This window comes from Allobosea sp. LjRoot9 (assembly GCF_964252745.1).
In the GTDB taxonomy this organism is placed as follows: Bacteria; Pseudomonadota; Alphaproteobacteria; order Rhizobiales; family Beijerinckiaceae; genus Allobosea.
Map to the genome: position 1 here is coordinate 336880 of NZ_CAXUPC020000001.1, position 22107 is coordinate 358986.

26 protein-coding genes, 1 pseudogene and 1 riboswitch are annotated in these 22107 nt (G+C 66.3%); of the genes and pseudogenes, 14 read left to right on the forward strand and 13 right to left on the reverse strand.

Translation table 11 applies throughout. From position 1 onward, the window contains the following. Nucleotides 1-82: 82 nt before the first annotated feature. Nucleotides 83-205 (reverse strand): annotated as a pseudogene (locus ACSQ3P_RS01600) (ribbon-helix-helix domain-containing protein); the annotation flags it as partial. An 84-nt stretch (nt 206-289) separates the two neighbouring features. Beyond that, the gene (locus ACSQ3P_RS01605; protein WP_436163952.1) at nt 290-937 is read right to left on the reverse strand and encodes a DUF938 domain-containing protein; all 648 of its coding nucleotides are present in this window, start codon (nt 935-937) and stop codon (nt 290-292) included. A 177-nt stretch (nt 938-1114) separates the two neighbouring features. Between ACSQ3P_RS01605 and ACSQ3P_RS01610 the strand changes: the two genes are divergently transcribed. The 3 genes from ACSQ3P_RS01610 to chrA all read left to right on the forward strand — a co-directional run bounded on the left by ACSQ3P_RS01610 (nt 1115) and on the right by chrA (nt 4721). After that, nucleotides 1115-2377 (forward strand): hemolysin family protein, encoded by a 1263-nt coding sequence (locus tag ACSQ3P_RS01610; RefSeq protein WP_436165138.1) that lies wholly within the window; start codon nt 1115-1117, stop codon nt 2375-2377. A 121-nt stretch (nt 2378-2498) separates the two neighbouring features. Continuing rightward, nucleotides 2499-3317, forward strand: a complete 819-nt coding sequence (locus ACSQ3P_RS01615; RefSeq protein WP_436163953.1) for a chromate resistance protein ChrB domain-containing protein — start codon at nt 2499-2501, stop codon at nt 3315-3317. Nucleotides 3318-3326: 9 nt separating this feature from the next. Beyond that, nucleotides 3327-4721: a chromate efflux transporter gene (gene chrA, locus ACSQ3P_RS01620; RefSeq protein ID WP_436163954.1), complete on the forward strand. Its 1395-nt coding sequence runs from the start codon at nt 3327-3329 to the stop codon at nt 4719-4721. Nucleotides 4722-4736: 15 nt separating this feature from the next. On the opposite strand, the gene ACSQ3P_RS01625 is transcribed toward chrA, so the two are convergent. Beyond that, nucleotides 4737-5054: a hypothetical protein gene (locus tag ACSQ3P_RS01625; protein WP_436163955.1), complete on the reverse strand. Its 318-nt coding sequence runs from the start codon at nt 5052-5054 to the stop codon at nt 4737-4739. 230 nt (nt 5055-5284) lie between these two features. Between ACSQ3P_RS01625 and ACSQ3P_RS01630 the strand changes: the two genes are divergently transcribed. Next, the gene (locus tag ACSQ3P_RS01630) at nt 5285-5563 is read left to right on the forward strand and encodes a type II toxin-antitoxin system ParD family antitoxin (RefSeq protein ID WP_069692230.1); all 279 of its coding nucleotides are present in this window, start codon (nt 5285-5287) and stop codon (nt 5561-5563) included. After that, nucleotides 5553-5849, forward strand: a complete 297-nt coding sequence (locus ACSQ3P_RS01635) for a type II toxin-antitoxin system RelE/ParE family toxin (RefSeq protein ID WP_436163956.1) — start codon at nt 5553-5555, stop codon at nt 5847-5849. The genes ACSQ3P_RS01630 and ACSQ3P_RS01635 overlap by 11 nt, the downstream gene beginning before the upstream one ends. A 43-nt stretch (nt 5850-5892) precedes the next feature. On the opposite strand, the gene ACSQ3P_RS01640 is transcribed toward ACSQ3P_RS01635, so the two are convergent. From ACSQ3P_RS01640 to ACSQ3P_RS01655, 4 genes are all read right to left on the reverse strand, one after another. After that, a complete protein-coding gene (locus tag ACSQ3P_RS01640) occupies nt 5893-7077 on the reverse strand; it encodes an FAD-dependent monooxygenase (protein WP_436163957.1) in 1185 nt (394 codons plus the stop codon). 42 nt (nt 7078-7119) lie between these two features. Beyond that, nucleotides 7120-7314, reverse strand: coding sequence for a hypothetical protein (locus tag ACSQ3P_RS01645; RefSeq protein WP_436163958.1), 195 nt, complete (start codon nt 7312-7314; stop codon nt 7120-7122). Nucleotides 7315-7316: 2 nt separating this feature from the next. After that, complete coding sequence (locus ACSQ3P_RS01650) at nt 7317-7568, reverse strand: zinc-finger domain-containing protein (protein ID WP_069692227.1); 252 nt, start codon at nt 7566-7568, stop codon at nt 7317-7319. Between the two features lie 149 nt (nt 7569-7717). Next, nucleotides 7718-8698 carry a DUF1624 domain-containing protein gene (locus ACSQ3P_RS01655; protein WP_436163959.1) on the reverse strand — a complete coding sequence of 327 codons (981 nt, stop codon included), beginning with the start codon at nt 8696-8698 and terminating at the stop codon, nt 7718-7720. A 97-nt stretch (nt 8699-8795) separates the two neighbouring features. Here ACSQ3P_RS01655 and ACSQ3P_RS01660 point away from each other — a divergent pair, with 97 nt between their 5' ends. Further along, nucleotides 8796-9563, forward strand: coding sequence for an alpha/beta fold hydrolase (locus ACSQ3P_RS01660; RefSeq protein ID WP_436163960.1), 768 nt, complete (start codon nt 8796-8798; stop codon nt 9561-9563). Nucleotides 9564-9742: 179 nt separating this feature from the next. Beyond that, on the forward strand, nt 9743-10591 hold the full coding sequence (gene cysE, locus ACSQ3P_RS01665; protein ID WP_436163961.1) for a serine O-acetyltransferase: 849 nt from the start codon (nt 9743-9745) through the stop codon (nt 10589-10591). Here the strand turns inward: cysE and ACSQ3P_RS01670 are convergent. Then, the gene (locus ACSQ3P_RS01670; protein WP_436163962.1) at nt 10555-11490 is read right to left on the reverse strand and encodes a LysR family transcriptional regulator; all 936 of its coding nucleotides are present in this window, start codon (nt 11488-11490) and stop codon (nt 10555-10557) included. The two genes, cysE and ACSQ3P_RS01670, sit on opposite strands and share 37 nt — an antisense overlap. A 250-nt stretch (nt 11491-11740) precedes the next feature. On the opposite strand from ACSQ3P_RS01670, the gene glyA reads away from it, so the two are divergent. From glyA to ACSQ3P_RS01690, 4 genes are all read left to right on the forward strand, one after another. Continuing rightward, nucleotides 11741-13063: a serine hydroxymethyltransferase gene (gene glyA, locus ACSQ3P_RS01675; protein ID WP_436163963.1), complete on the forward strand. Its 1323-nt coding sequence runs from the start codon at nt 11741-11743 to the stop codon at nt 13061-13063. Nucleotides 13064-13124: 61 nt separating this feature from the next. Next, nucleotides 13125-13256, forward strand: a riboswitch (TPP riboswitch). Between the two features lie 60 nt (nt 13257-13316). Beyond that, nucleotides 13317-14501, forward strand: a complete 1185-nt coding sequence (gene thiO, locus ACSQ3P_RS01680; protein WP_436163964.1) for a glycine oxidase ThiO — start codon at nt 13317-13319, stop codon at nt 14499-14501. Beyond that, nucleotides 14498-14710 (forward strand): sulfur carrier protein ThiS, encoded by a 213-nt coding sequence (gene thiS / locus ACSQ3P_RS01685; protein ID WP_436163965.1) that lies wholly within the window; start codon nt 14498-14500, stop codon nt 14708-14710. The genes thiO and thiS overlap by 4 nt, the downstream gene beginning before the upstream one ends. Nucleotide 14711: 1 nt before the next feature. Continuing rightward, the gene (locus ACSQ3P_RS01690) at nt 14712-15488 is read left to right on the forward strand and encodes a thiazole synthase (RefSeq protein WP_436163966.1); all 777 of its coding nucleotides are present in this window, start codon (nt 14712-14714) and stop codon (nt 15486-15488) included. 28 nt (nt 15489-15516) lie between these two features. On the opposite strand, the gene ACSQ3P_RS01695 is transcribed toward ACSQ3P_RS01690, so the two are convergent. After that, nucleotides 15517-16890, reverse strand: coding sequence for a serine hydrolase domain-containing protein (locus ACSQ3P_RS01695; protein ID WP_436163967.1), 1374 nt, complete (start codon nt 16888-16890; stop codon nt 15517-15519). Nucleotides 16891-17103: 213 nt separating this feature from the next. On the opposite strand from ACSQ3P_RS01695, the gene ACSQ3P_RS01700 reads away from it, so the two are divergent. Then, a complete protein-coding gene (locus ACSQ3P_RS01700) occupies nt 17104-17316 on the forward strand; it encodes a DUF3126 family protein (protein ID WP_069692221.1) in 213 nt (70 codons plus the stop codon). A 162-nt stretch (nt 17317-17478) separates the two neighbouring features. Here the strand turns inward: ACSQ3P_RS01700 and ACSQ3P_RS01705 are convergent, their stop codons facing one another. Beyond that, nucleotides 17479-18195: a hypothetical protein gene (locus ACSQ3P_RS01705; protein ID WP_436163968.1), complete on the reverse strand. Its 717-nt coding sequence runs from the start codon at nt 18193-18195 to the stop codon at nt 17479-17481. 267 nt (nt 18196-18462) lie between these two features. Between ACSQ3P_RS01705 and ACSQ3P_RS01710 the strand changes: the two genes are divergently transcribed. Both ACSQ3P_RS01710 and ACSQ3P_RS01715 read left to right on the forward strand, forming a co-directional pair. Continuing rightward, complete coding sequence (locus tag ACSQ3P_RS01710; RefSeq protein ID WP_069692219.1) at nt 18463-18792, forward strand: DUF6949 family protein; 330 nt, start codon at nt 18463-18465, stop codon at nt 18790-18792. 93 nt (nt 18793-18885) lie between these two features. Continuing rightward, nucleotides 18886-19416 carry a gamma carbonic anhydrase family protein gene (locus tag ACSQ3P_RS01715; RefSeq protein ID WP_436163969.1) on the forward strand — a complete coding sequence of 177 codons (531 nt, stop codon included), beginning with the start codon at nt 18886-18888 and terminating at the stop codon, nt 19414-19416. Nucleotides 19417-19688: 272 nt separating this feature from the next. Here ACSQ3P_RS01715 and ACSQ3P_RS01720 read toward each other — a convergent pair whose 3' ends face one another. From ACSQ3P_RS01720 to ACSQ3P_RS01730, 3 genes are all read right to left on the reverse strand, one after another. Next, nucleotides 19689-20321, reverse strand: a complete 633-nt coding sequence (locus ACSQ3P_RS01720) for a transglutaminase-like cysteine peptidase (protein WP_436163970.1) — start codon at nt 20319-20321, stop codon at nt 19689-19691. Between the two features lie 285 nt (nt 20322-20606). After that, nucleotides 20607-21263 (reverse strand): HAD hydrolase-like protein, encoded by a 657-nt coding sequence (locus ACSQ3P_RS01725; RefSeq protein ID WP_436163971.1) that lies wholly within the window; start codon nt 21261-21263, stop codon nt 20607-20609. Between the two features lie 199 nt (nt 21264-21462). Beyond that, complete coding sequence (locus tag ACSQ3P_RS01730) at nt 21463-22077, reverse strand: PilZ domain-containing protein (protein WP_436163972.1); 615 nt, start codon at nt 22075-22077, stop codon at nt 21463-21465. Nucleotides 22078-22107: the final 30 nt, after the last annotated feature.

Below are 22107 nucleotides of genomic sequence, written 5' to 3' on the forward strand. Positions count from 1 at the left end.
ACCACTTCCTGTCAGGCTGCCCGTCTATAGACCACGACCAACAGATCGCCGAAGAGAACCGGAAGGCGCGCCACGTATTCCGCGATCTCGAGCCGTCGCGAATGACCTCGCTTTCGGTGGCGTATTCGCCGGATTTCACCTTGGATTCGACCATCTGAGCCATTTCAAGGGGCAGTGTGATGCTGAGCGATTGTGTCGTTCGCATGGAACGTCATCCTGTTGCTCGCAGTGGAACGCAGCACGGCGCACGATTAAATCCTATCGACGCGAGATGGCCGGCAAGGCTGCGCTACAGCTTCCGAAACACCACGCTCAGATTATTCGCCGGCATCTCGATGATCTCTGGCATTGAGAAGCCGGCTTCCCCTGCCAATGCCGCGACCTCATCGAGATCGCGCAGGCCCCAGTCCGGGTTGCGGTTGCGCAGGCTCGCGTCGAAGGCGGCGTTGCTGGGCTCGAGCATGCGGCCGGGGCGCCGATAGGGGCCGTAGAGATAGAGCGGTGCGCCGGCTTTCAGGATGCGCCCGGCCTGGCGGATCAGGCCCTGCGTCGCCGCCCAGGGCGCGATATGGATCATGTTGATGCACAGGATCGCATCGGCATGCGCGACCGGCCAGTCGTCGGCCACCGCGTCGATCAGCAAGGGCGGGCGGATATTCTGCGCGCCTTGCGTCCAGGCCTTGATGCTCTCCAACGCCTCACGCGAGGGGTCGCTGGGCTGGAAGGCGAGGCCGGGCAGGGCGCTGGCGAAATGCAGCGCATGCTCGCCCGAGCCACTGGCGATCTCCAATACGAGCCCGGCCGCAGGCAGCACGTCGCGCAGCACGGCAAGGATCGCGTCGCGATTGCGCTGCGTGGCAGGCGCGAAGAGGCGCTGGTCACTGGGCGTTGTTTCGCTCGCGGCCGGCTGCCACGGTCCGCTTGTCCTACTCGTCATGCCTGTCCTGCCTTTCGACCGGGTCTTGCGATCACAGGGTCTTGCAAATCACTGGGCCTTGTGAATCTTTGCTGCGACCCATCGCCACGCAATCGCGATACGCTATAAGGGCTTTTGAAGCAGGCCGCTGACGAGTGCGGCTTTGCATGGCGCGGGCTGGTTTTGTTAACCGAGGTATTGATCGTCGTGGCATTGACCGTGATCAACGGTCTTCTGTCCATGTCCGAATTGGCCGTCGTCTCATCCCGTCCAGCCAGGCTCAAGGTTCTCAGTGATCAAGGCAATAAGGGCGCGGCTATCGCGATCCGCCTGACCGAGAATCCGGGCCGCTTCCTCTCGACCGTCCAGATCGGCATCACGCTGGTGGGCGTGCTCTCGGGCGCCTTCTCGGGCGCGACCCTGGGCGCGCGGCTGGCCGACTGGCTGGCGGAGCAGGGCCTGTCGCGCACGGCCTCGGATGGGCTTGGCGTCGGTGCGGTGGTGGTGGCGATCACCTATCTCTCGCTGATCCTGGGTGAACTGGTGCCCAAGCAGATCGCCTTGCGCGATCCCGAGCGTGTCGCCGCGCGCGCCGCGCCCGCCATGCTGTTCCTCTCCAAGATCGGCGCGCCCTTGGTCTTCCTGCTCGATCTATCGGGGCGCGCCGTGCTGAGCCTGCTCGGCCAAAAGGGCGAGCCGGAGGAGAAGGTCACCGAGGAAGAGGTCCGCACCATCATTGCCGAGGCGGAGACGGCCGGCGTGCTGGAGCGCGACGAGCGCGAGATGATCTCGGGCGTGATGCGCCTCGCCGATCGTTCAGCGCGCGCGCTGATGACGCCGCGGCGTGAGGTCGAGGTGGTCGATCTTGCCGACAACGTCGACGAGATCCGGGCCCAGTTGCGCGCGACGCGCCGCTCGCGGCTGCCGGTCCAGGACGGCGAACCGGACTCGATCATCGGCGTCGTCATCGTCAAGGATGTGATCGATCTGCTCTCGGACGGCGCGGCGCATGATCTGCGCCAGCTCGTCGACGAGGCTCCGGTGGTGATGGACACGGCCAATGCGCTGCGGATCCTGCGCGATATCCGCGCCTCGAAGGTGCATATGGCGCTGGTCTTCGACGAGTACGGGCATTTCGAGGGCATCATCACGCCCGGCGATGTGCTGGAGGCGATCATCGGCGCCTTCCAGGAGGAGGAGGAGAGCGAGCCGCCGATCGTGACGCGCGCCGACGGTTCCTTTCTCGTCGCCGGCTGGATGCAGGTCGACGAGTTCTCGCATGAGCTCGGCATCCATATCCCGCGCGACGCCGATTTCCAGACGGTGGCGGGCTTCATCCTAGCTGAGCTCAACCATCTCCCCAATGTCGGCGAATCGTTTGATCGCGGCCACTGGCGCTATGAGGTGGTCGATCTCGATGGGCGCCGGATCGACAAGGTGCTGGTCAGCCGGATCGAGTGAGACGGGCGTTGACGACGCTCGCGGCGTCGTGGTCTAAAGTCCCCAAGGGGTTCACCGCGACGACCCCGTGAGGCTTCGGCCCAAGGTTCGCGTCCAGATTCCTTTCTTCAGGATGGACGCCATGTCTTCCAACATCGAGATCAGCACTGCCCAATTGTCCCGGCTCGTCGGCTTGCCCGACGCTCCGGTGCTCATCGACGTTCGCATTCCACAGGATTTCGACGCCGACCCGCGCTTGCTGCCGGCCTCCGAACGGCGCAGCCACACGGATGTGGCCGCCTGGGCCCGGAGCTATGCCGGCCGGCGCGTCGTGGTCTCCTGCCAGCGTGGTCTCAAGCTCAGCGAGGGCGTCGCCGCCTGGCTGAGGCATGAGGGCGTCGAGGCCGAAAACCTCGCGGGCGGGTTCGAGGCCTGGCGCGATGCCGGCGGGATGCTGGTGGCGCCGGCCAAGATCCCGCCGCGCAATGCCGCCGGCAATACCGTCTGGGTGACGCGGACCCGGCCCAAGGTCGACCGCATCGCCTGTCCCTGGCTGATCCGGCGCTTCGTCGACCGCGATGCGGTCTTCCTGTTCGTCTCGCCGTCGGAGGTTGCTGACGTGGCTGATCGTTTCGGCGGGACGCCCTTCGATATCGACGGCGTGTTCTGGAGCCATCGTGGCGCGCGTTGCAGCTTCGACGTCATGATCGAGGAGTTCGGCCTGTCGAGCCCGCCGCTCGACAGACTGGCGACGATCGTGCGGGCGGCCGATACGGCGGAGCTCGATCTCGCGCCGCAAGCGGCGGGGCTGCTCGCGGCCTCGCTGGGCCTGTCGCGCATGTTCAAGGATGATCTCGCGCAATTGGAGGCCGGCATGCTGCTTTACGACGCGTTCTATCGCTGGTGCCGCGATGCGAGCGAGGAAAGCCATAACTGGCCCGCAAGCTCGGCCAAGATCTGAGGTGCGGCGATGACGATCGCGACGACAACCGCTTCGGTCGAAGCAACGCCTGCCATGCCGGCGCTCTCGGAAGCCACCCGTGTCTGGGCGAAGATCGGCCTGCTGTCATTTGGCGGGCCGGCCGGGCAGATCGCCCTGATGCATAAGGAGCTGGTCGAGGAGCGGCGCTGGATCGGCGAACAGCGTTTCCTGCATGCGCTCAATTACTGCATGCTCCTGCCGGGACCGGAGGCGCAGCAGCTTGCCGTCTATATCGGCTGGCTGATGCATCGCACGCTTGGCGGGCTCATCGCCGGCCTGCTGTTCATCATCCCCGGCGCGCTGGTCATGCTCGGGCTCAGCACGCTCTATGTGCTCTATCGGCAGGTTCCGCTCGTCGACGGGATCTTCTTCGGGGTGAAGGCCGCGGTGCTTGCCGTGGTGATCGAGGCGGGCCTGCGGATCAGCCGGCGGGCGCTGAAGAACCGCGCCATGGTAGCGGTGGCGATCGCAGCCTTTATCGCGATCTTCCTGTTCAAGACGCCGTTTCCGCTGATCATCCTGGCGGCCGGGCTGATCGGCTGGCTCGGCCATCGCGTTAGGCCCGATCTGTTCGGAGCTGGCGCGGGGCATGGCGCGGCGGGGCCCGATGTCGTCGGGCTGGTCGACCAGATGTTCGCGCGCGGCGAGATGGCGCATGTGCGCCCGTCAGCAGGAAAGGCGCTGCGGGTCCTGGCCATCTGGCTGCCGCTCTGGCTCGGGCCGGTGCTCCTGCTCTGGCTGATGACGGGGGGGGCGAGCGTCTGGACGCATCTGGGGACGTTCTTCAGCACCATGGCTGTCGTCACCTTCGGCGGCGCCTATGCGGTGCTGGCCTATGTCGCACAGGCGGCGGTCGAGACCTATCACTGGCTCGTCGCCGGCGAGATGGTCGATGGGCTCGGCCTCGCCGAGACGACGCCCGGTCCCTTGATCCTGGTGCTGCAATTCGTCGGCTTCCTCGCCGGATTCCGTGCACCGGGCAGCCTGCCGCCGCTGCTCGCGGGCGGGCTGGGGGCGCTCTTGACGCTCTGGGTCACCTTCGCGCCTTGCTTCCTGTGGATCTTCCTGGGCGCGCCCTATGTCGAGGCGCTACGCGGCAACAAGGCGCTGTCGGCGGCGCTGAGCACGATCACGGCTGCTGTCGTCGGCGTAATCATGAACCTCGCGCTCTGGTTCGGCCTGCATGTCCTGTTCAGGGAGGTACGCCGGATCGAGCTGCTGTTCGCCAGCCCCGACTGGCCCGTGCTGGCTTCGCTGGACTGGCGCGCGGCGCTGCTGTCGGCTGCCGCGATGGTCGCAATGCTGCGCTTCAAGACCGGGATGATCCCGACGCTCGCGGCCTGCGCCGCGGCAGGCATGGTGCTGACGCGGCTTCCGGCCTGACCCCCGCGCCGCGTTTCAGCGGCGCGGCGGCTCACCGGGCTCGATGATGCGGTACTCGGCGTCGATGACGTCGACGCGCTCAGCCGGCCGTCTCTGCGCGGCGAAGGGATCGGGCCGGGCGAAGCCGGCCGCCTTCAGCCGGTTGCGCAAGCGCCATGCGGCGACCGCACCGACGATCATGACGACCGGGATCAGGATCAGCGCGAGGCTGGCTGCGAGCAGGAACAGGGTTACGCCGACAATCAGGCTCGCCGCCATGGCAAGCCATGTCATCCAACGCGGCCCGCGCTGGGCGCGGCCGCCGAGCTGTTCGTGGAGATTGACGCGGATCATCTAGCCCTCGTCCAATGGATCGAGGACGATAGATAGGGATGAAATGCGGCGAAGACGAGAGCGGTGCGCCCGTTTGAAGCGGATGATTCTGATGAATTCATGCCGAAAGCTGTAATCATTCCGTTCCATCGGGAGATTCCGGTCAAGTCGCCGACCTTCTCCCGCTCACTCGTAATTCTGCGACAGATATCATAAAGTGATATAAAGCGCTATGAACGAGGAGGCTGGACATGGCTTCAAGCTATACGCTTGGCTCCCATTATGAGAGCTTTATCAAGGAGATGGTCGAAAGCGGCCGCTACTCCACAGCCAGCGAGGTGATGCGCGACAGCCTGCGGTTGATGGAAGAGCGCGAGCAGATGCGGTCTGCCAAGCTGGAGGCGTTGCGCCAGCTTGTCCGCGAGGGCCTGGATAGCGGGCCAAGCGAAGACCACGACATGGATGACATTCTCGCGACTGCCCGCAGGGAGCGTCAGCGCGAAAAAGCCGGCCGCGCGAATGGCAAATAGGGCGCGACGCCTTCCAGCCGCGCGCCGGGACCTGATCGGGATCTGGCGTTTCATCGCAGACGACAACGAAGCTGCCGCCGACCGGCTGCTGGCGCGGATCGAGCAGTCGATCGTCATGCTCCGTGAACACCCCTTTGCGGGGCGCGACCGGCCAGAACTGGCGATGAATATTCGCAGCTTCCCTATCGGCAACTATGTGCTGTTTTACCGGCCGCTCGCCGATGGGATCGAGCTGGTTCGGGTGCTGAGCAGCTACCAGGATATCCAGCCCGAAGACGTCGAGTGAGCGTCGCTGCCCAGAGAGGGCAGTTCGGCCGTCTCAGTCGAGCTCAGGCCGGGGCGCGCCAGTCATAAAGCCAGTCGTAGCGCCGGCGCATGCCGTCGGGGCCGAGTCGCCGCATCATCAGGTCGCGGCCAAAACTCCAGGGCCGGCCGAGATGGTAGGCGCGGCCATTGCTGCGGCTGGTCGCCTGGACGCGGGCGACGCGCTCAGTGCGCGCCTTGGCATAGGCCGCCATCGCAGCCGGCACGCCGGAGGCGCCGTCGCGCTCCAGATGCGTCGCCAGTTCATGCGCCAGCACGGCCGCGTCCTCGATCGCCAGCGCCGCGCCCTGGGCGAAGAAGGGCAGCACGGGATGGGCGGCGTCGCCGAGCAGCGCGATCCGGCCCTGCGCCATCGCGGCCGGGGTTCTGTCGAACAGCGACCAGACCTGCCATTGGCCGGCCGCGCCGGCGAGGCGGTGGAGATCGGGAGCGGCGCCAGCGAGATGGCTCGCCAGCAGGCCGGCATCGCCTTCGCGGCTCCAGCCTTCGCGGGCCTCCTTGGCTTCCCGGACGACGACGAGATTGATCTCGCGCCCGTTCGCGACCGGATAATGCACGGCATGACGGCCTGTACCGAGATGGAGCGTGATTTCGGCTGCGGGCTTGTCGCTGCCGGCCGGGACAACGGTGCGCCAGGCCTCGAAGCCGGTGAAGGCGGGTGGCGCGGCGTCGCCGCTGAGTTCTCTGAGCCGGGACCAGAGCCCGTCCGCGCCGACCGCGCCGAGCGCCTGCACGGTCTCGATCTGCCCGGCATCGCTGACCAGGGTCGCATTGATGCCGTCCTGGGTCTGGGCGATCTCCTGCAGGCCTCGGCCGACGACGAGGCGGATATTGGGGAGCTGGCGGGCGGCGTCGAGCAGCAGCATGTGCAGATCGGAGCGCTTCAGCACACGAAAGGGCGTTTCCGCGGATGCGACCGCCATCGGCATGCCGGCGATCTCGGCCCCGTTCCGCCAGCGCCGGATGACGAGCCTGTCGACCGTGACACCGACGCGCTTCAGCGCGAAGCCGAGATCGAGCGCTGCGAGCACGCGCCCGGCATTGGGCGATAATTGCAGGCCGGCGCCGGTCTCGCCGAAGCCGGTGCGCTTCTCAGCCAGCGTCACCGCGATGCCGCGCCGGGCGAGCGCGATGGCGGCCGTCAGACCGCCGATCCCGGCGCCGGCGATCAGGATATGGGGAGTTGGCACGGGATATCCGGCTGAAAATGTGTGGGTAGGCGGACCGAAACGTCAGTCCTTGTCGTTGCTGCCGTCGCGATCGGGCGGCAGGTCCGGGCGGGGCGAACCCGGCTCGGCCCAGCTGCGGGCATAGGGCTCGGCCTTGCCACCGAGGCGCGGCGCGGTCTCCTGAGACACTGATTGGCAACCGGCGAGAACCGTCGCCGCCAATAGAACCGCGCCGGTGACCGTGCGAATCAGGCTCATCGTCATGCGGCCTGCGAGGTCTCGTGATGCGCGCATTCAGGCGGCGTGCAGGCGCCGCCCTTCAGCGACGGATCATATTTGAACAGCGTCGAGCAATAGGGGCAGACGATCTCATGGTCGGAGCCCATGTCGAGGAAGACATGGGGATGGTCGAAGGGCGGCTTGGCGCCGATACACATGAACTCATGCGCGCCGACATGGATCACAGCCACGCCGGAATCATTGTGAAAATGCGGAATGCCCGTCTCGGCCATGATCGTCGCTCTGCGAATGGGATGTCGTGCTGCGAATGGAATATCTTGCAGTGATGCTGGCGCGCAAACTAGCGCGCGTCGCCTGCCCGCGCCAGTGCGCGATTGCCTCAGGGTGATGCTTGAGGGCGATTCTTGCCGGTGTTGCGGGATCAGCGAAAGCAAGCCTCGGCGAGAGCCGAGACGCGGCTGCGCTCCTCCGGGCTGAGCGCATTCTCGAGCACTTTTCGCCAGAGATCCTCGCGCTTGATGGCGTCGACCGTGCAGCCGCAGCGCGCCCGGCAGGCGCCGGCGTCGTGCGCTCCTTGCATGCAGCTACGCTCGCAGGACTGCATGAAGGGCTTTTCGTCCAAGGGCCGCGCGATCACAAACTGCGTCGCCAGCATCAGCACGCCGATGAAGAGCGGCTGATGCACGAGATAGACCAGCAGGCTGTTGCGGCCGCCCCAGGCGACGACCCGCGCGGGCAAAGCTCGCGGCTGCCAGCCGGCGAGGCGCGATTGGGCGAGACGCGGCAGCGCCAGCCTCGCCAACACGATCCCGGTCAGAACCCAGCCGAACCAAGGAAAGAGCGGCACGAAATCGGCGCTGGCTGGAACCTCCCGGGCCAGTCCAAGCCAGAGCAGCCATGACTGGTCGAGGACGGGATGGGCGAGATACGGCACGGCGAAGACGAAGAGCGCGGCCAGCGCGACGGCAAGTGTCGGCAGCCATAGGAAGGGCAGGGCGATGACGCTCGCCAGCGCGACCTGATGCAGGATGCCGAAGAAGATGAAGCTGTCGGGCATGGCGAACCAGGTGCCGACCGTCACCAGCGCGGCCGCGCCTGCGACCATGGCGAGGCGCTTCAGATAGGCTTGGCGGTTTAGATAGACTTGGCGGTTCAGCCCGTTGCGGGTCGCCAGCACAAGGCTGACGCCGACCAGCATCAGGAAGCTCGCGGCGATCGAGCGGGCGAACCAGTGCCAGCCCGGCTCGATCGGAGTGTCGACGTCGATCAGCTCGAAATAAGCGAGGTCGTAGGTGAAGTGGAAGACGAACATCGCCAGTAGGGCGAGGCCGCGCGCCAGATCGATGAACGCGAAACGCGGTCGGGCGACGGTCGGTGTCGGGCTGATATCGGCAGTGCTCATATCCGTCTTCATAGGCAAGCGGCGTCAGGCCCGCTACCCAAAGCAGCGGCTGCGTGGCAGGGAGAAGGCAACGCCAACGGCCCAAGCGATCGCGATCATGCAGAGTTTCTCATCCGACGGAGTCAATCTCGCCTATATCGATCTCGCGCCGACGAGCGAGGTTACGCGCAGCGAGACGGTCATGCTCGTCCACGGCTTCGGCTCCAGCCATATGGTCAACTGGGTCAACACCCAATGGACGAAGACCCTGACCCATGCCGGATATCGCGTCGTCGCGCTCGATAATCGCGGCCATGGTCAGAGCGAGAAACTCTATGAGCCGGCCGCCTATTCCTCGCAGATCATGGCCGAGGATGTGCGCCGCCTGATGGACCATCTCGGCGTCTCGCAGGCCGCGGTGATGGGCTATTCGATGGGCGCGCGGATCTCGGCGCATCTGGCGCTGGCGCATCCAGATCGCCTGCGGGCGCTGCTGCTCGGCGGGCTCGGTATCCATCTGGTCGAGGGCGTCGGCCTGCCGCTCGGCATTGCGGATGCCATGGAGGCGCCCTCGCTCGATGTCTTGACCGACCCGATGCAGCGGATGTTCCGCGCCTTCGCCGAGGCGACCAAGAGCGATCTCAGGGCGCTGGCCGCCTGCATCAGGGGCTCGCGCCAGACCTTGACTGCCGCGCAGGTCGGGCAGATCGCGGTGCCGACCCTGGTCAGCGTCGGCACGAAGGACGATGTCGCTGGCTCCGGGCCGGAGCTTGCGGCGCTGATCCCGAATGCCGAAGCGTTCGACATCGAAGGCCGCGACCACAATCTCGCCGTCGGCGACAAGAGCCACAAACAGGCGGTGCTGGATTTTTTGACACGGGTCTGAAAGGGCGGGCCGGTGGGCGGGAAAGCAGAGTCCCTTCAGGGTTTTGTGCCGGGCGGCTGCGGTCTTGATTCAAGCGGGCGCGGGGCCGATCTGACACCTCTGCGCTTTCGCGTTTGGCGGTTCACCACCGCAATGTGTTAGAGTTTGAATTCGTCTTACATCTCCATCGGAGAATGATCATGCCGTCTGGGCGCTCCGTCATAGAAGCACGCGATCCCGCTACCGGGCTCGACCGTGTCGACCCCGTCTGGGCCAGGTTGCGGCGCGAGGCCGAAGCTGCGGTCGCCAGCGAGCCGTCGCTTGCCAGCCTGATCATGGCCTCCGTGCTGAACCAGCCGAGCTTCGAAGCGGCGGTCAGTCACCGCGTCGCGATGCGTCTCGGGCATGTGGCGGTCCCCGCCGATCTGATCGCGCAGGCTTTCGAGGAGGCGCTTATTGCCGATCCGGAGATCAGCCAGGGTATACGGGCCGATGCGCTCGCGGTGATGGACCGCGACCCGGCCTGCTACCGGGTGCTGGAGCCGGTGCTGTTCTTCAAGGGCTTCCACGCCTTGCAGGCGCATCGCCTCGCTCATTGGCTGCACCGGCAGGGGCGGCGCGATTTCGCGCTTTATCTGCAGAGCCGCTCGTCGGAAGTGTTCCAGACCGATATCAACCCGGCCGCGGTGATCGGCAAGGGTATCTTCCTCGACCATGCCACGGGCCTCGTCGTCGGCGAGACCACAGTGATCGAGGACGATGTCTCGATGCTGCAGGACGTGACGCTGGGCGGAACCGGCAAGCAGGGCGGCGACCGCCATCCCAAGATCCGCAAGGGCGTGCTGATCGGCGCCGGCGCCAAGATCCTCGGCAATATCGAGATCGGCCAATGCGCCCGCGTCGCGGCGGGCTCGGTCGTGCTGCAGGCCGTACCGCGCAACAAGACGGTCGCCGGCGTGCCGGCCAAGGTCGTTGGCGAGGCCGGCTGCGCCGAGCCGTCGCGCTCGATGGATCAGATCCTGGCCGGGGATTGCGGCAGCGCGATCTGAGTCGATTGCGCCTGCATTTCGAGCAGGCCGCGCGCGATCTCACGCCGGCTGCCATGCGCGCTTGCTTGTGAATTCAGGATGAGCGCCAGCGCGTCGCCGGTCGGCATCGCGTCCGTGAAGGGGGCGATGAGCCTGCCGTCGCGCAGATGCGGCGCGATCAGGCTCATCCGGCCCATCAGCACGCCGGAGCCCGAGAGCGCGGCGTCGAGCGCCAGGCTGTAGAGCGAGAAGGAGGGGCCGCGGGTCGGGTCGATCGTCCCGATGCACCCGGTGAAGGCGAGCCAGCGCCGCCAATCCTCCCGCCAGACAGCGTCATGCAGCAAGGTCGCGCGCGCCAGATCACCGACGCTTGTGAGCGTGTGCGCGAGTGCCGGCGCGCAGACCGGCAGGATCATGTCCGGGCCCAGTGTCAGCGCATCGACGGGGCACGCCTCGGGGCCGAGATAAAACAGCGCCAGATCATGCGGCTCGCGGCGTGGATCCGGCGGCTGCTCCATCGCCGAGACCGAGATCTGCAGTCCGGGAAACGCCGCCTGCAGCGCGGGCAGGCGCGGCGAGAGCCAGAGCTGGGCGATGCAGGGCAGGGCGGCGATGGTCAGTGCGCGGCCTTCATGCCCGGCGCGCAAATCCTGCATCGCCTGTCCCAGCGTGTCGAAGCCGCGCGTCAGCTTGGGCAGGGCGTTGCGCGCGCCCTCCGTCAGCTCCACGCCCTGGGCGAGGCGGCGAAACAGGGGGAAGCCGAGCCATGCCTCCAACTGGCGGATCTGCTGCGTCACTGCGCCGGCCGTGACGCCGAGTTCTTCCGCCGCCTTGACGAAGCTCTCGCAGCGCGCCGCGGCCTCGAAAGCCCGCAAGGCGTTGAGGGAAGGCAGGCGTGGGCGCGGCGGTTTTACGGGCATGACGGGCCATCCCTTAGGCTGAGATTTTCTCTGCCTGCGAGCGAGGATTACTCGTTTGCGCAGCGCCGCGCAAACCGTTCATATTCTTCGTATCAGGCGGGCTCACCGCTAGAGCAGGATGCGAAAAAGTGGGGACCGGTTTTTCGCATTGATCCTGCTCTAACTCTTTGGATGAGAGACGGATTCAGATTTCAGGCGGGATCACTTTGTGATCCCAGCTGAAATCATCCGGCTCTAGGAGGATCGATCGATGACGGCTCTGGGCAGGCGCGACTGGGTTCCGCAAGCGTGCGAGGATTACGTGCTCGGCATCGCCGCCGAGACGGCCGGCCAGTCGCTCGACGCGGTCGCGGCGCGGATCGCGGCGCTGACGGTCGAGAACCGCAACATCCATGAGCGCGACTGCATCAACCTCAACCCCGCGACCAATGTGATGAACCCCAAGGCCGAGGCCGTGCTTGCGGCGGGGCTGGGCGCGCGGCCCTCGCTCGGCTATCCCGGCGACAAATATGAGATGGGGCTGGAGGCGATCGAAAAGATCGAGGTCATTGCCGCCGAGCTCGCCGCCGAGGTCTTCGGCGCGAAATATGCCGAGATCCGCGTGCCCTCGGGCGCCATCGCCAATCTCTATGCCTTCATGGTCGCGGCCAAGCCCGGCGATTGCATCATCGCGCCGCCGGGCACGATCGGCGGCCATGTCACGCATCACGGCGCCGGTGCCGCAGGGCTTTACGGCATCGTTACCCATCCCGCCCCGGTCGATCCGGTGAACTACACCGTCGACCTTGCGCGCCTGCGTGAGGATGCCTTGCGATTGAAGCCCAAGCTGATCTCGATCGGCGGCAGCCTCAACCTCTTCGCCCATCCGATCCGCGAGATCCGCGCGATCGCCGACGAAATCGGCGCGATCGTGCTGTTCGACGCGGCGCATATGTCGGGCATGATTGCCGGGCATGGCTGGCAGCAGCCGCTGGAGGAGGGAGCTCATCTGATGACGATGAGCACCTATAAGAGCCTGGGCGGGCCGCCTTCGGGTCTGATCGTCACCAATGACGCCGAGATCGCCAAGCGGCTCGACGCCATTGCCTATCCCGGCCTGACCGCGAATTTCGACGCGGCGAAATCGGCCTCGCTGGCGATCACCCTGCTTGACTGGAAGGCGCATGGCCGTGCCTACGCGCAGATGATGGTTGAGACGGCCAAGGCACTGGGCGAGGCGCTGGTCGAGCGGCAGGTGCCGGTCTTCGCGCGCGATCGCGGCCTGACGACCTCGCATCAATTCGCGATCGAGGCTCACAGCTATGGCGGCGGCCAGGCGGCCGCCAAGACGCTGCGCGCCATCAACATCCTGAGCTGCGGCATCGGCCTGCCCCTGCCGGAGGTGGCAGGGGACGTGAACGGGCTCAGGCTCGGCACGCCCGAGATCGTTCGCTTCGGCATGACGCCTGCCGACATGCCGGAACTGGCCGGCTATATCACTGAGGGCCTGAGCGGCTCGCGGTCGGCAGACGCGATCGCGAAGGATGTGACGGCGTTCCGCGGGCGGTTCCGCGAGCTGCACTTCATGCGGTGAGGGCTGGCGCTGCCTGCATCCAGGCAGGCTTGACCAGCGGCGGCCGAGCTTTCACAGTCGTCACCATTCCAGGGAGATCCCCGGCAAGGGGCTGAGACACCGCTGGCAGACCGGGGCAACCCGGATAAGCGCGCGGAAATCCTTCGAACCTGATCCGGTTCATACCGGCGGAGGGATGGATTTCCCGGCTTTAAGCCGGCGGCCCGCAAGGCCGCAGATATCCTCGCCCCCCCGTCGCGGCGAGGAGTTTGCGATGAGAGGCCCACCCGACACCAGTTTGCGCCGCCAGCAGGCTCGCCCGCCCGATGTTGCGGCGCCGCCGGCCTCGACGGATGTCGCCATTATCGGTGGCGGCGTGATCGGCCTGATGACCGGCTGGCGATTGCTGCGTGCCGGCCTGCGGGTTGCGCTTTTCGAGCGCGGCACGGTCGGCCAAGGGGCGAGCCTCGCTGCCACCGGAATGCTGGCGGCGGCCGCCGAATTCGAGCCCGGCGGCGAGGAGCATGTCGCGCTCGCCCTGGAGAGCCAGCACCTCTGGCCCGGCTTCGCCGCTGAATTATCGGCCGATGGCGGGCTCGATATCGATTATCGCAGGGATGGCATCCTGATTGTCGCCACGACGCGCGACGAGGTGGCGCGGCTGCGCTTCCGCCAGGAGATGCAGCGGCAGGCCGGGCTTGCGACGCAGTGGCTGGACGGGGCTGCCTGCCGAGGCTTTGAGCCCGGTCTACGCCCCTCCGTCGTGGCCGGTATCCATTGCCCCGGCGATCATCAGGTCGCCCCGGTCAGGGTGATCGCCGCCCTGCGGCAGGCCTTCATCAAACGCGGCGGAATCCTGCTCGAAGGCTTGGCGGCAACGCCCTGGCTGCAAGCCGGGCGCGCCGTGGGCGTCACGACGAAGCAAGGGCCGGTGAAGGCTACGATCATCGTCGCGGCCGGCGGGGCCTGGACCGAGATAGCGGGGCTTTCCCTGCCGTTGCGGCCGCTCAAGGGGCAGTCGCTGGCGCTGGCATGCCCGCCGCACCGGCCGGTCCTTTCGCGCATGGTCTGGACCGACCAGGTCCATCTCGCGCCGAAGAGCGACGGGACGCTGATTGTCGGCGCGACCATGGAGGAGTGCGGCTTCGACGATGCCGTGACGGCCGGCGGCGTCTACGCGCTGCTCGAAGGCGCGCGGCGCATCCTGCCCGGAATCGAGGACCTGCCGATCGCCGCGATCTGGTCGGGCTTCCGCCCCACCAGCGCCGACGACGCGCCGATCCTCGGCGAGACCCGGATTCCAGGCCTGCTCCTCGCCACGGGACATCATCGCAACGGCTATCTGCTGGCCCCTGTCACCGCGGTAGCGATCACGCAACTCGTTACCGAGGGAGGCATCAAAGGGCCTGCCGCGTCCTTCGGACCGGAGCGTTTTTCAGCACAGGAGGCATTGGCATGAAGCTCATCGTCAATGGACGCGATCATGACAGCGCGGCTGAGGATCTGCTGGCGCTATGGCGGGAGCGCACGGTCGAGCTCGATCTGCCGGGCCCCCAGGGCTTCGCCATCGCGTTGAACGGGATGGTGGTGAAGCAGTCACAATGGCAGGTCACGCCTCTGGCGTCCGGTGACCGCGTCGAGATCATTCGCGCTTTTCAAGGAGGCTGAGATGAGTGTCGCGGAACAGCCCTTTACCCTGGCCGGAACGCAACTCGGCTCCCGCCTGCTGATCGGGACGGCCGGTTATCCCAACCAGCGCATCATGGTGGATGCGGTCGCCGCCAGCGGCGCGGAGATCGTGACCCTGTCGCTGCGCCGGATCTCGCTGGCGGGCCATGGCTCTGATACGGCGCAGCTTTTGTCCGGCTACCGCTTCCTGCCCAATACGGCCGGCTGCGAGACGGCGCGTGACGCCGTCCTGACGGCGGAGCTTGCTCGCGAGGCGCTTGGAACCAACTGGATCAAGCTCGAGGTCATCGGCGATCGCGAGACGCTCTATCCCGATGTCGGGGAGCTGCTGGAGGCGACGCGCCAGCTCGTCGAGATGGGCTTCGTCGTGCTGCCCTATTGCAATGACGATCCGGTGGTTTGCGCGCGCCTGGCCGATCTCGGAGCCGCTGCCGTGATGCCGATGGGCTCGCTGATCGGCTCCGGCATGGGCGTCGCCAACCCCGCCAATCTCGAATTGATCTGCGCGCGCTCGGCCGTTCCCGTGATCGTCGATGCCGGGTTGGGCACGGCGTCGGATGCCGCCATCGCGATGGAATGCGGCGCGAGCGCCGTGCTGCTCAACACAGCGATCGCCAAGGCGAAGGATCCGGTCCGCATGGCGCGTGCCATGCGCCACGCCGTCGAGGCCGGTTGGGATGCGCGCGCGGCCGGGCGCATTCCGCGCCGTGGCCGCGCCGAAGCGTCGAGCCCCCAGCTCGGGCTCGTCGGTTCGTGATCGCGCCGGAGGTCCGGGGTGGCAAGCGCTAGGCGCTGCCGCTTCGATAGCGCGCGAGCATCTCCGCCTTCAGCGCTGCCTCCGAGACGACATGCGAGCCGCCGAGCCAGACCGACTCGATGCGGCCGGCATCGTCGCGCACCAGCCGCGCCGTTTCGCCGGGGCTGTTGAAGGAGGAGGCCTTGACGAAGCGGCCGTGATCGGGCGCTTCGATCGCGATCTCTCCGGCATCGAGGAACGGGCTGAACAGGGTTGGGTTGGCAACCAGCACCTTGTCGGCGAAAGGCACGAGGTCGCCGGGGTTCCAGATTGTCCACCAGCGGCCGGCCCAGGTCTGCGTTTCCGCCGAGGGCGCGCCGAGTTCGGAGAAGCGCTTGAGGATCTGGACGACGCCATCGAGCCAGGGATGGGCGAGGCCGTCGATGGCGTTGGTCAGCACCGAGATCGTCAGATCCTGCTCCGGCAGGACAATGGTGCGGGTGATGAAGCCCTGGAAGCCGCCGGAATGGCCGAACCAGGCCCAGTCGCCTTCTCCACCGGAGATGGTGCCGAGTCCGTAATGGCGGCCGAGGCTGCTTTCCTCGTCGGCCCAGAGCCGGCGGCTCATCTCGCGGCGATTGAGGGGCGAGAGGATGCTGCGCTCGGCCTTCGGCGAAAGCTGCGCGAAATAGCGCGCGACATCGGCCGCAGTGGCGACGAAGCCAGCTGCCGACATCATCGCCTGGCAAAGGTTGTCGCCGGGCACGACGACGCGATGTCCGAGCGGCCATTTCGGGCTGTGGCCCTTGGCCGTCGGGCCGGTCCAGAGGCCGATATCGGGCATGGTTTCAGCAAGCCCGGCTGCCGCGACGACCTCCCTGGCGATCCAGTCGGCATAGGGCTCGCCCGTCACCGCCTCGATCACCAGGCCGAGCAGGCCGAAGCCGTGATTGGAGTATTTGAGGCGCTGCGAGGCGGGCAGGATGGGCGGCAATGCCAGGTCGGCGAGCAGTTCGGCCTTGTCGCAATAGGGCTTGCGGTCGAAGAACTGGCCGTTGTCGGGGCCGTCGCGCGTCAGGCCGGCGCTGTTGGAGAGGAGCTGCGCCAGCGTCACGGTCGCGACCTCGGGATGGAGGCGGGGCACGAAGCTGCCCGCCCTGTCGTCGAGGCGAAGGCGGCCGGCCTCGACCAGGCGCAGGATGCCGGCCGAGGTGAAGCTCTTCGAATGCGAGGCGATGCGGAAGCCGTGGCGCGGCGTCAGCTCCTCGCCGGTCGCGATGTCGGCCTTGCCGAAGGCGGCTTCCAGAACGATTTCCCGGCCGCTCGCGATCGCAACGGAGCATCCCGGCTGGTCGTGATGGCGGAGCTGGAATTCGAGCCAGCTGGAGACATAGGCGAGGGCGGCAGGCAGCCACGGCGTCATGGGGCGATCCATCATGAGCGAAGGGAGCGCTCACTATTGCAGATCGTGCCGGGGCGTGCAGGCGCACCAGGCGGCTACCGCCATGCGGGAATGGGAGGGCGGCGCTCGCGACGACGAGTACGGGAGCCGTCGATTGGCGGCTCGACAGCCTTCCGGCTTGCCCTTCCGGCCCCGCCATGGCATCCGTCCCGGCAACCGATAAGGACCGATACCGTGGACAAGACAGAACTCGCCAAGCTTGAAGGCTACCTGCGCCGCACCTTCGCCAACCATGCGATCAGCGTGCGGGCGCGCATGAAGAAGAACGATTCGGCCGAGGTTTATCTGGCCGACGAGTTCATCGGCATCATTCACGTCGATGACGAGGACGGCGACCGCTCGTTCAACTTCACCATGGCTATCCTCGACGTCGACCTCGAGGACTGAGCCGCCGGCCTCGAAGCGCTACTCCGGAGGCCGTCTGACGCGGCTTTCTGCGCTTCCGGTGCTCACGGACGAAAAGTCCGCTCCGCTCCGGTTCTCGAAAGCCGCGCCAGCCGACTCACCGGAGCGCACCTCGAGACCGGCTTGCGGCATGCCTAAGAATGCTCAGCGCAGCATGCCGTCGATGGTGCGGCGGACGCCGCCGATCATCAGCTCCCAATCGGCGATGATCCTGCGCGGGAAGCGGATGTTGACGTCGATGCCGCGGTGGCGAAACGTCACCCGGCAGAGTTCGTCGAGCGCGGCGCCTGCCGGGGTGTCGAGCGGGCAGCGCGCCGCGAAGCCGCGCCCGTCGGGCACGGAGACATAGAGTTCGTCGCCCTCATAGGGCGAGCCTTTGCGGAAGCCGCGCACGACCAGACCGCCGGGGTTGGACCAGACCGTCGGCGTCAGGAAACGGGCATAGACGGCAAGTTGCGTCGCCGGCTCGTTGACCTTGTCGGGCGGGCTCAGCGTCACCAGCAGGCGGTTGCGGTTCTGGGCCGGACCAAGATCAGGCCACCCCAGCCTGAGGCGCACCATGCCGACGAGGCGGCTCGAATCGTCGGCCTCGGCGCCGGTCAGGTCCTGCGGCACCATCAGCACGCTGTTGCCGATGCGGGCGGGCTGGAGCATCGTTTCCGTCTCGCGGCCCTTATGAGTGGCGTAGAGGCCAAGGCCGGTCGCGGCCGCACCAAGCAGCATGATCGCGAAGGCCGCCTTCACCAGCGCAGAATCGGCGCGTGGCAGCGGCGGCGGAGGCCGCCTCAAGCGCGAGCGGACCATGGCCGCGAGATCGGCGGCCAATTGGGCGGAATGCTCTTGGGACAGGGACGCGGTCACGTGCGAGGGCCTCTGAGCCTGACGCCGGAAAGCTGGGACAGATTTCCGGGCGACATCGTGCTCTCCCTGACGGGAGATGGATGGATCGATGACGTCCAGTGAAGCAGAGGCCGCTTAAGGGAGCGTAAACCATGATCGCGCGGGCGGCGGCGCGCTGCCGGGGCCTGGGAGAAGCAGTGGCGGCCGGTTAACCATTGCTTATGAGTTTTCTTCACAGTTCGTAAACCATGCGGCAAGGTGGAAGGGTCCGGTTCGGAGTGCCCGCCCTTGTTGATCGAGCCCGCTGCCTATGATGCGCTGCAGGCGCTGTTCATTGGCTTCGCCTTTGCCGGTTTGCTTGCCAGCGCGTTCGAGTTGTTCACGACGCAGCGCGCCGATTTCCGCTTGCTGCAGGCCGGTGGGCTGGCGGCGGTTGCGAGCGTTCCCGTCGTCGTCTTCAGCGCGCCCTTCCTGATTCTGCGCAACACGGTGCGCGGCCGGCGCATCGAGGGGCGGCCCTTCATCTTCGTCATGCTCGCGAGCATGATCGCCTCGCTCTGGAGCATGGCCTCGGGACGCGTGGTGCTCGACCTGCTGCATCTTCTCGGCGGCGCTTGACGGAAGGCTGGCCGGGCCTGCAATCCTACATGGCAGACGCTGCCTGCAGAGCAGATCTTGCCTGCATGGCAGATCCTGGAAGGATATTGGCCCATGCCGCTCTACTCGCTTGACGGAACCGCCCCGGAAACCCCGCCCGAAGGCGGCTGGTGGCTCGCGCCCGAGGCACATCTGATCGGCCGGGTCAGGATCGGCGCCGAGGTCGGCATCTGGTTTGGCGCGGTCCTGCGCGGCGACAATGAATGGATCGAGATCGGCGCGGGCAGCAATATCCAGGAAGGCTGCGTGCTGCACACCGATATGGGCTTTCCGCTGCGCGTCGGCGCAGGCTGCACGATTGGCCATCGTGCCATCCTGCATGGCTGCATCATCGGCGAGAACAGCCTGGTGGGCATGGGCGCGACGGTGCTGAACGGCGCCAGGATCGGTGCCAACTGCCTCGTCGGCGCCAATGCGCTGGTGACGGAAGGCAAGGAGTTTCCCGACAATTCACTGATTGTCGGCTCGCCGGCGCGGGCCGTGCGCACGCTCGATGCAGCGGCTGCCGCCGGCATCACCGCCTCGGCGCGGGGCTATGTCGCGCGTTGGAAGCAGTTTGCAGCCGGATTGCAGCGCTTCGGCTGAGCCTGAATCCGTCTCTCATCTAAAAGTCAGAGCAGGATGCGAAAAACGGGTTTCCGCTTTTTCGCATCCTGCTCTGAGTCCTGAAAAGGATCGGGCCGGTTCCCCGGGGAAGAGGAACCGGCCCTATGGCGAAACCCAGTCTTGGGGGACGGGTGGGGACGTGACCGAGCCTCGCCGTCAGTTGAGAGACCAACTGCGGCGCGGGGCCGCGAGCGAGTCTCCAAGGGGGTGTTGCGGCGCCCGCAGCAGGGCGCTCGCGTGATCAACGAGTGTCAGCGCACCGAGGCGACGGTCGGCGTCTGGGCGCCGCCGAGCGAGGTCCAGCCCGTCTGGTACTGGGATTCGCGCTTCACATAGACATAGCCTGTCTGGTTCCAGGGCAGGATCGCGTTGCGTTTGTTGTCGAGGATGAAGTCGCCGCGATCGGTGCGGATCATCAGCACGGCATGACCGGCGTTCTCCTCGTCGATCACGACCGTCATCAGCATGGCGCGGCGCGGAATGCCGGCTTCGGCCAGGCGCTTACGCTTCAGCAGCGCATAGTCCTCGCAGTCGCCCTTGCCGTCCTCGGGAAGGTCCCAATGGTCGACGACGCCCCAATGCTCCTGATCGGTCACCGGCTCGATCTCGCGATTGATCTTGCCGTTGACCGCAACGACGGTCTTCCACAGCTTCGCGGTCATCTCGACGCGCTCGGGCTCGCCGGTGTTGACCCGGCATTCCGAGGCCATGCGCTTGCAGAAGTCGCTCCAGGCATAGGGCGCACGCGCCTCGCCCGAGGCAGAAATCGGCAGGCTCGCGACCGGAACGCCGCCGGGCGACTGGGCCTTAACCTGCGTCGCACCGGCGCCGATGATCAAAGCAATCAGCGCGGGTCCGATAAAGTTGCGGTGAATTGAAAGCATGATGTCCCCTTTCCTTGTCCCGGGGATGACCATGCTCAGTGCGGATGGATTTGGATTGAAATGAAAGCAAGCAAATTTATGTATTTCGCCATTCCGACCCTGGTGTGAAAGTCAGTATAAATCGACGCAAAATGGGAAAGTAAGAAATGTGAGCGCTGGTTTTAGTGGGCATTAACTATGAGATGCCGGCTAGCGCGTCCAGGTTTGATTAACTTTAGCGAAGCGTTTCGAGGATGCCCGCTCCACCATGGTGCTCGCCTGCCGATCGGGAGCTGATGTCGCCGATCAGCGCGCTTCAGCGCCCGGAGCGATGCAGAGACCGGCGATGATCTCGTCTAGATGCCTGAACAGCGAGGTTGGCCGCTGCGCCTGCAGCGCGTCGGGGTTGGTGAAGCCCCAGGCAACGGCGCCGAAGGCCATGCCGGCCTCACGGGCGGCCTCGGCATCCCTGATCTCATCGCCGATGCAGATGCATTGCCGATGCGGGATGTGGGCCTCCTTCGCCAGCCGCCTGAACTTCGTCGCCTTGCCGAATAATCCCGCCCCGCAGGCATAATGCGCGATCAAGGCCGCAGTCTCGGGTCCCAGCGTGCGCCGGATATTGCGCTCGGAGTTGGAGCTCGCGATGGCGAGGATGTAGCCCTCCTGCTTCAGCCTGAGCAGCATGGCGTGAATACCGTCGAAGAGCGGGATCTGGTCGCTGTCGCGGGCGGCGAGGCCGCGGATGTGGCGGGCGATGAAGGGCAGCTTCCAGCTCGCCACGCCGAGATGGGCAATGACCTGCCGCGCGCTCTGGCCTCTCAGCGTATCGACCTCATGCTCCGCGACGCGCCGAAAGCGGTAGCGGTCGGCGACGCCGTTCATCACCCCCACGAACCAGGGGTAGGTGTCGGCGAGGGTTCCGTCGAAGTCGAAGATGATGAGTCGATAGGCGGTGACCAAGGCGTCGCGGCGTCCCAGTGATACGGGTCACTGCTTTGGTCGTAGTCTGCGCATCGCGCAAGAGCCGGCTATGCAGTTTGCCGCCGCGTGATCGATTCGAGGAGTTGAGTGCATTGCTCTTGCGAAACACCGGTTCCCACTTTTTCGCGCAATGCTCTGGAGGTGCTGTTCAGGCTGGAAATGCGCCGGAGCGCTGTGTCTAGAGCTCGAGATTCTCGTCGAGCAAGTCCGCCGAGAGCGGGAAGCGGAATTCGGCGGCAAAACCGCCATCGAAGCGGCGCACGATCTTGGCGGGCGTCGAGCCGATCTTCACCGGCATGTTCATGGGCAAATCGAGATCGGTCGAGAAGGCCGCGCCCGACAGCGAGATGTCGATGACGCGCACGACATGCTCGATGCCGTCCTCCATCGTCAGGATCGAGCGCGGATTGCGCGGCACGATGCGTTCGTGGCGGCGATCTTCGGGCAGGCCCAATTCGTCGCGGTTGGCGAGCCAGGTGAGCTGGGCGGTGAATTTCTCGCGTTTGCGGCTGGTCGCAGTGATGGTCATCGCGAAGCCCTCCATCGTGGTGCGTACGGCGACGCCCTCGATGCGGCCGAGATGCTCCAGATAGACGATGACGCGATCACCCGGCGCCGCCTTGGCGGGCGCGGCGAGATGCAGGCCTCCGGGCGAGATATCGATCGACTGGCAGGGGTATTCCATGCGGTTGGGCAGCATGTAGCGGCCCAGCAGGACGACCTTCATACGATAGTGCCGCCTGCGCTCGGCGGCACGGGAGACCGTACGGGGCGTTTGCAATGCGCTCAACATCAATGACCAGCCTGATTCCGGCTGACCCTA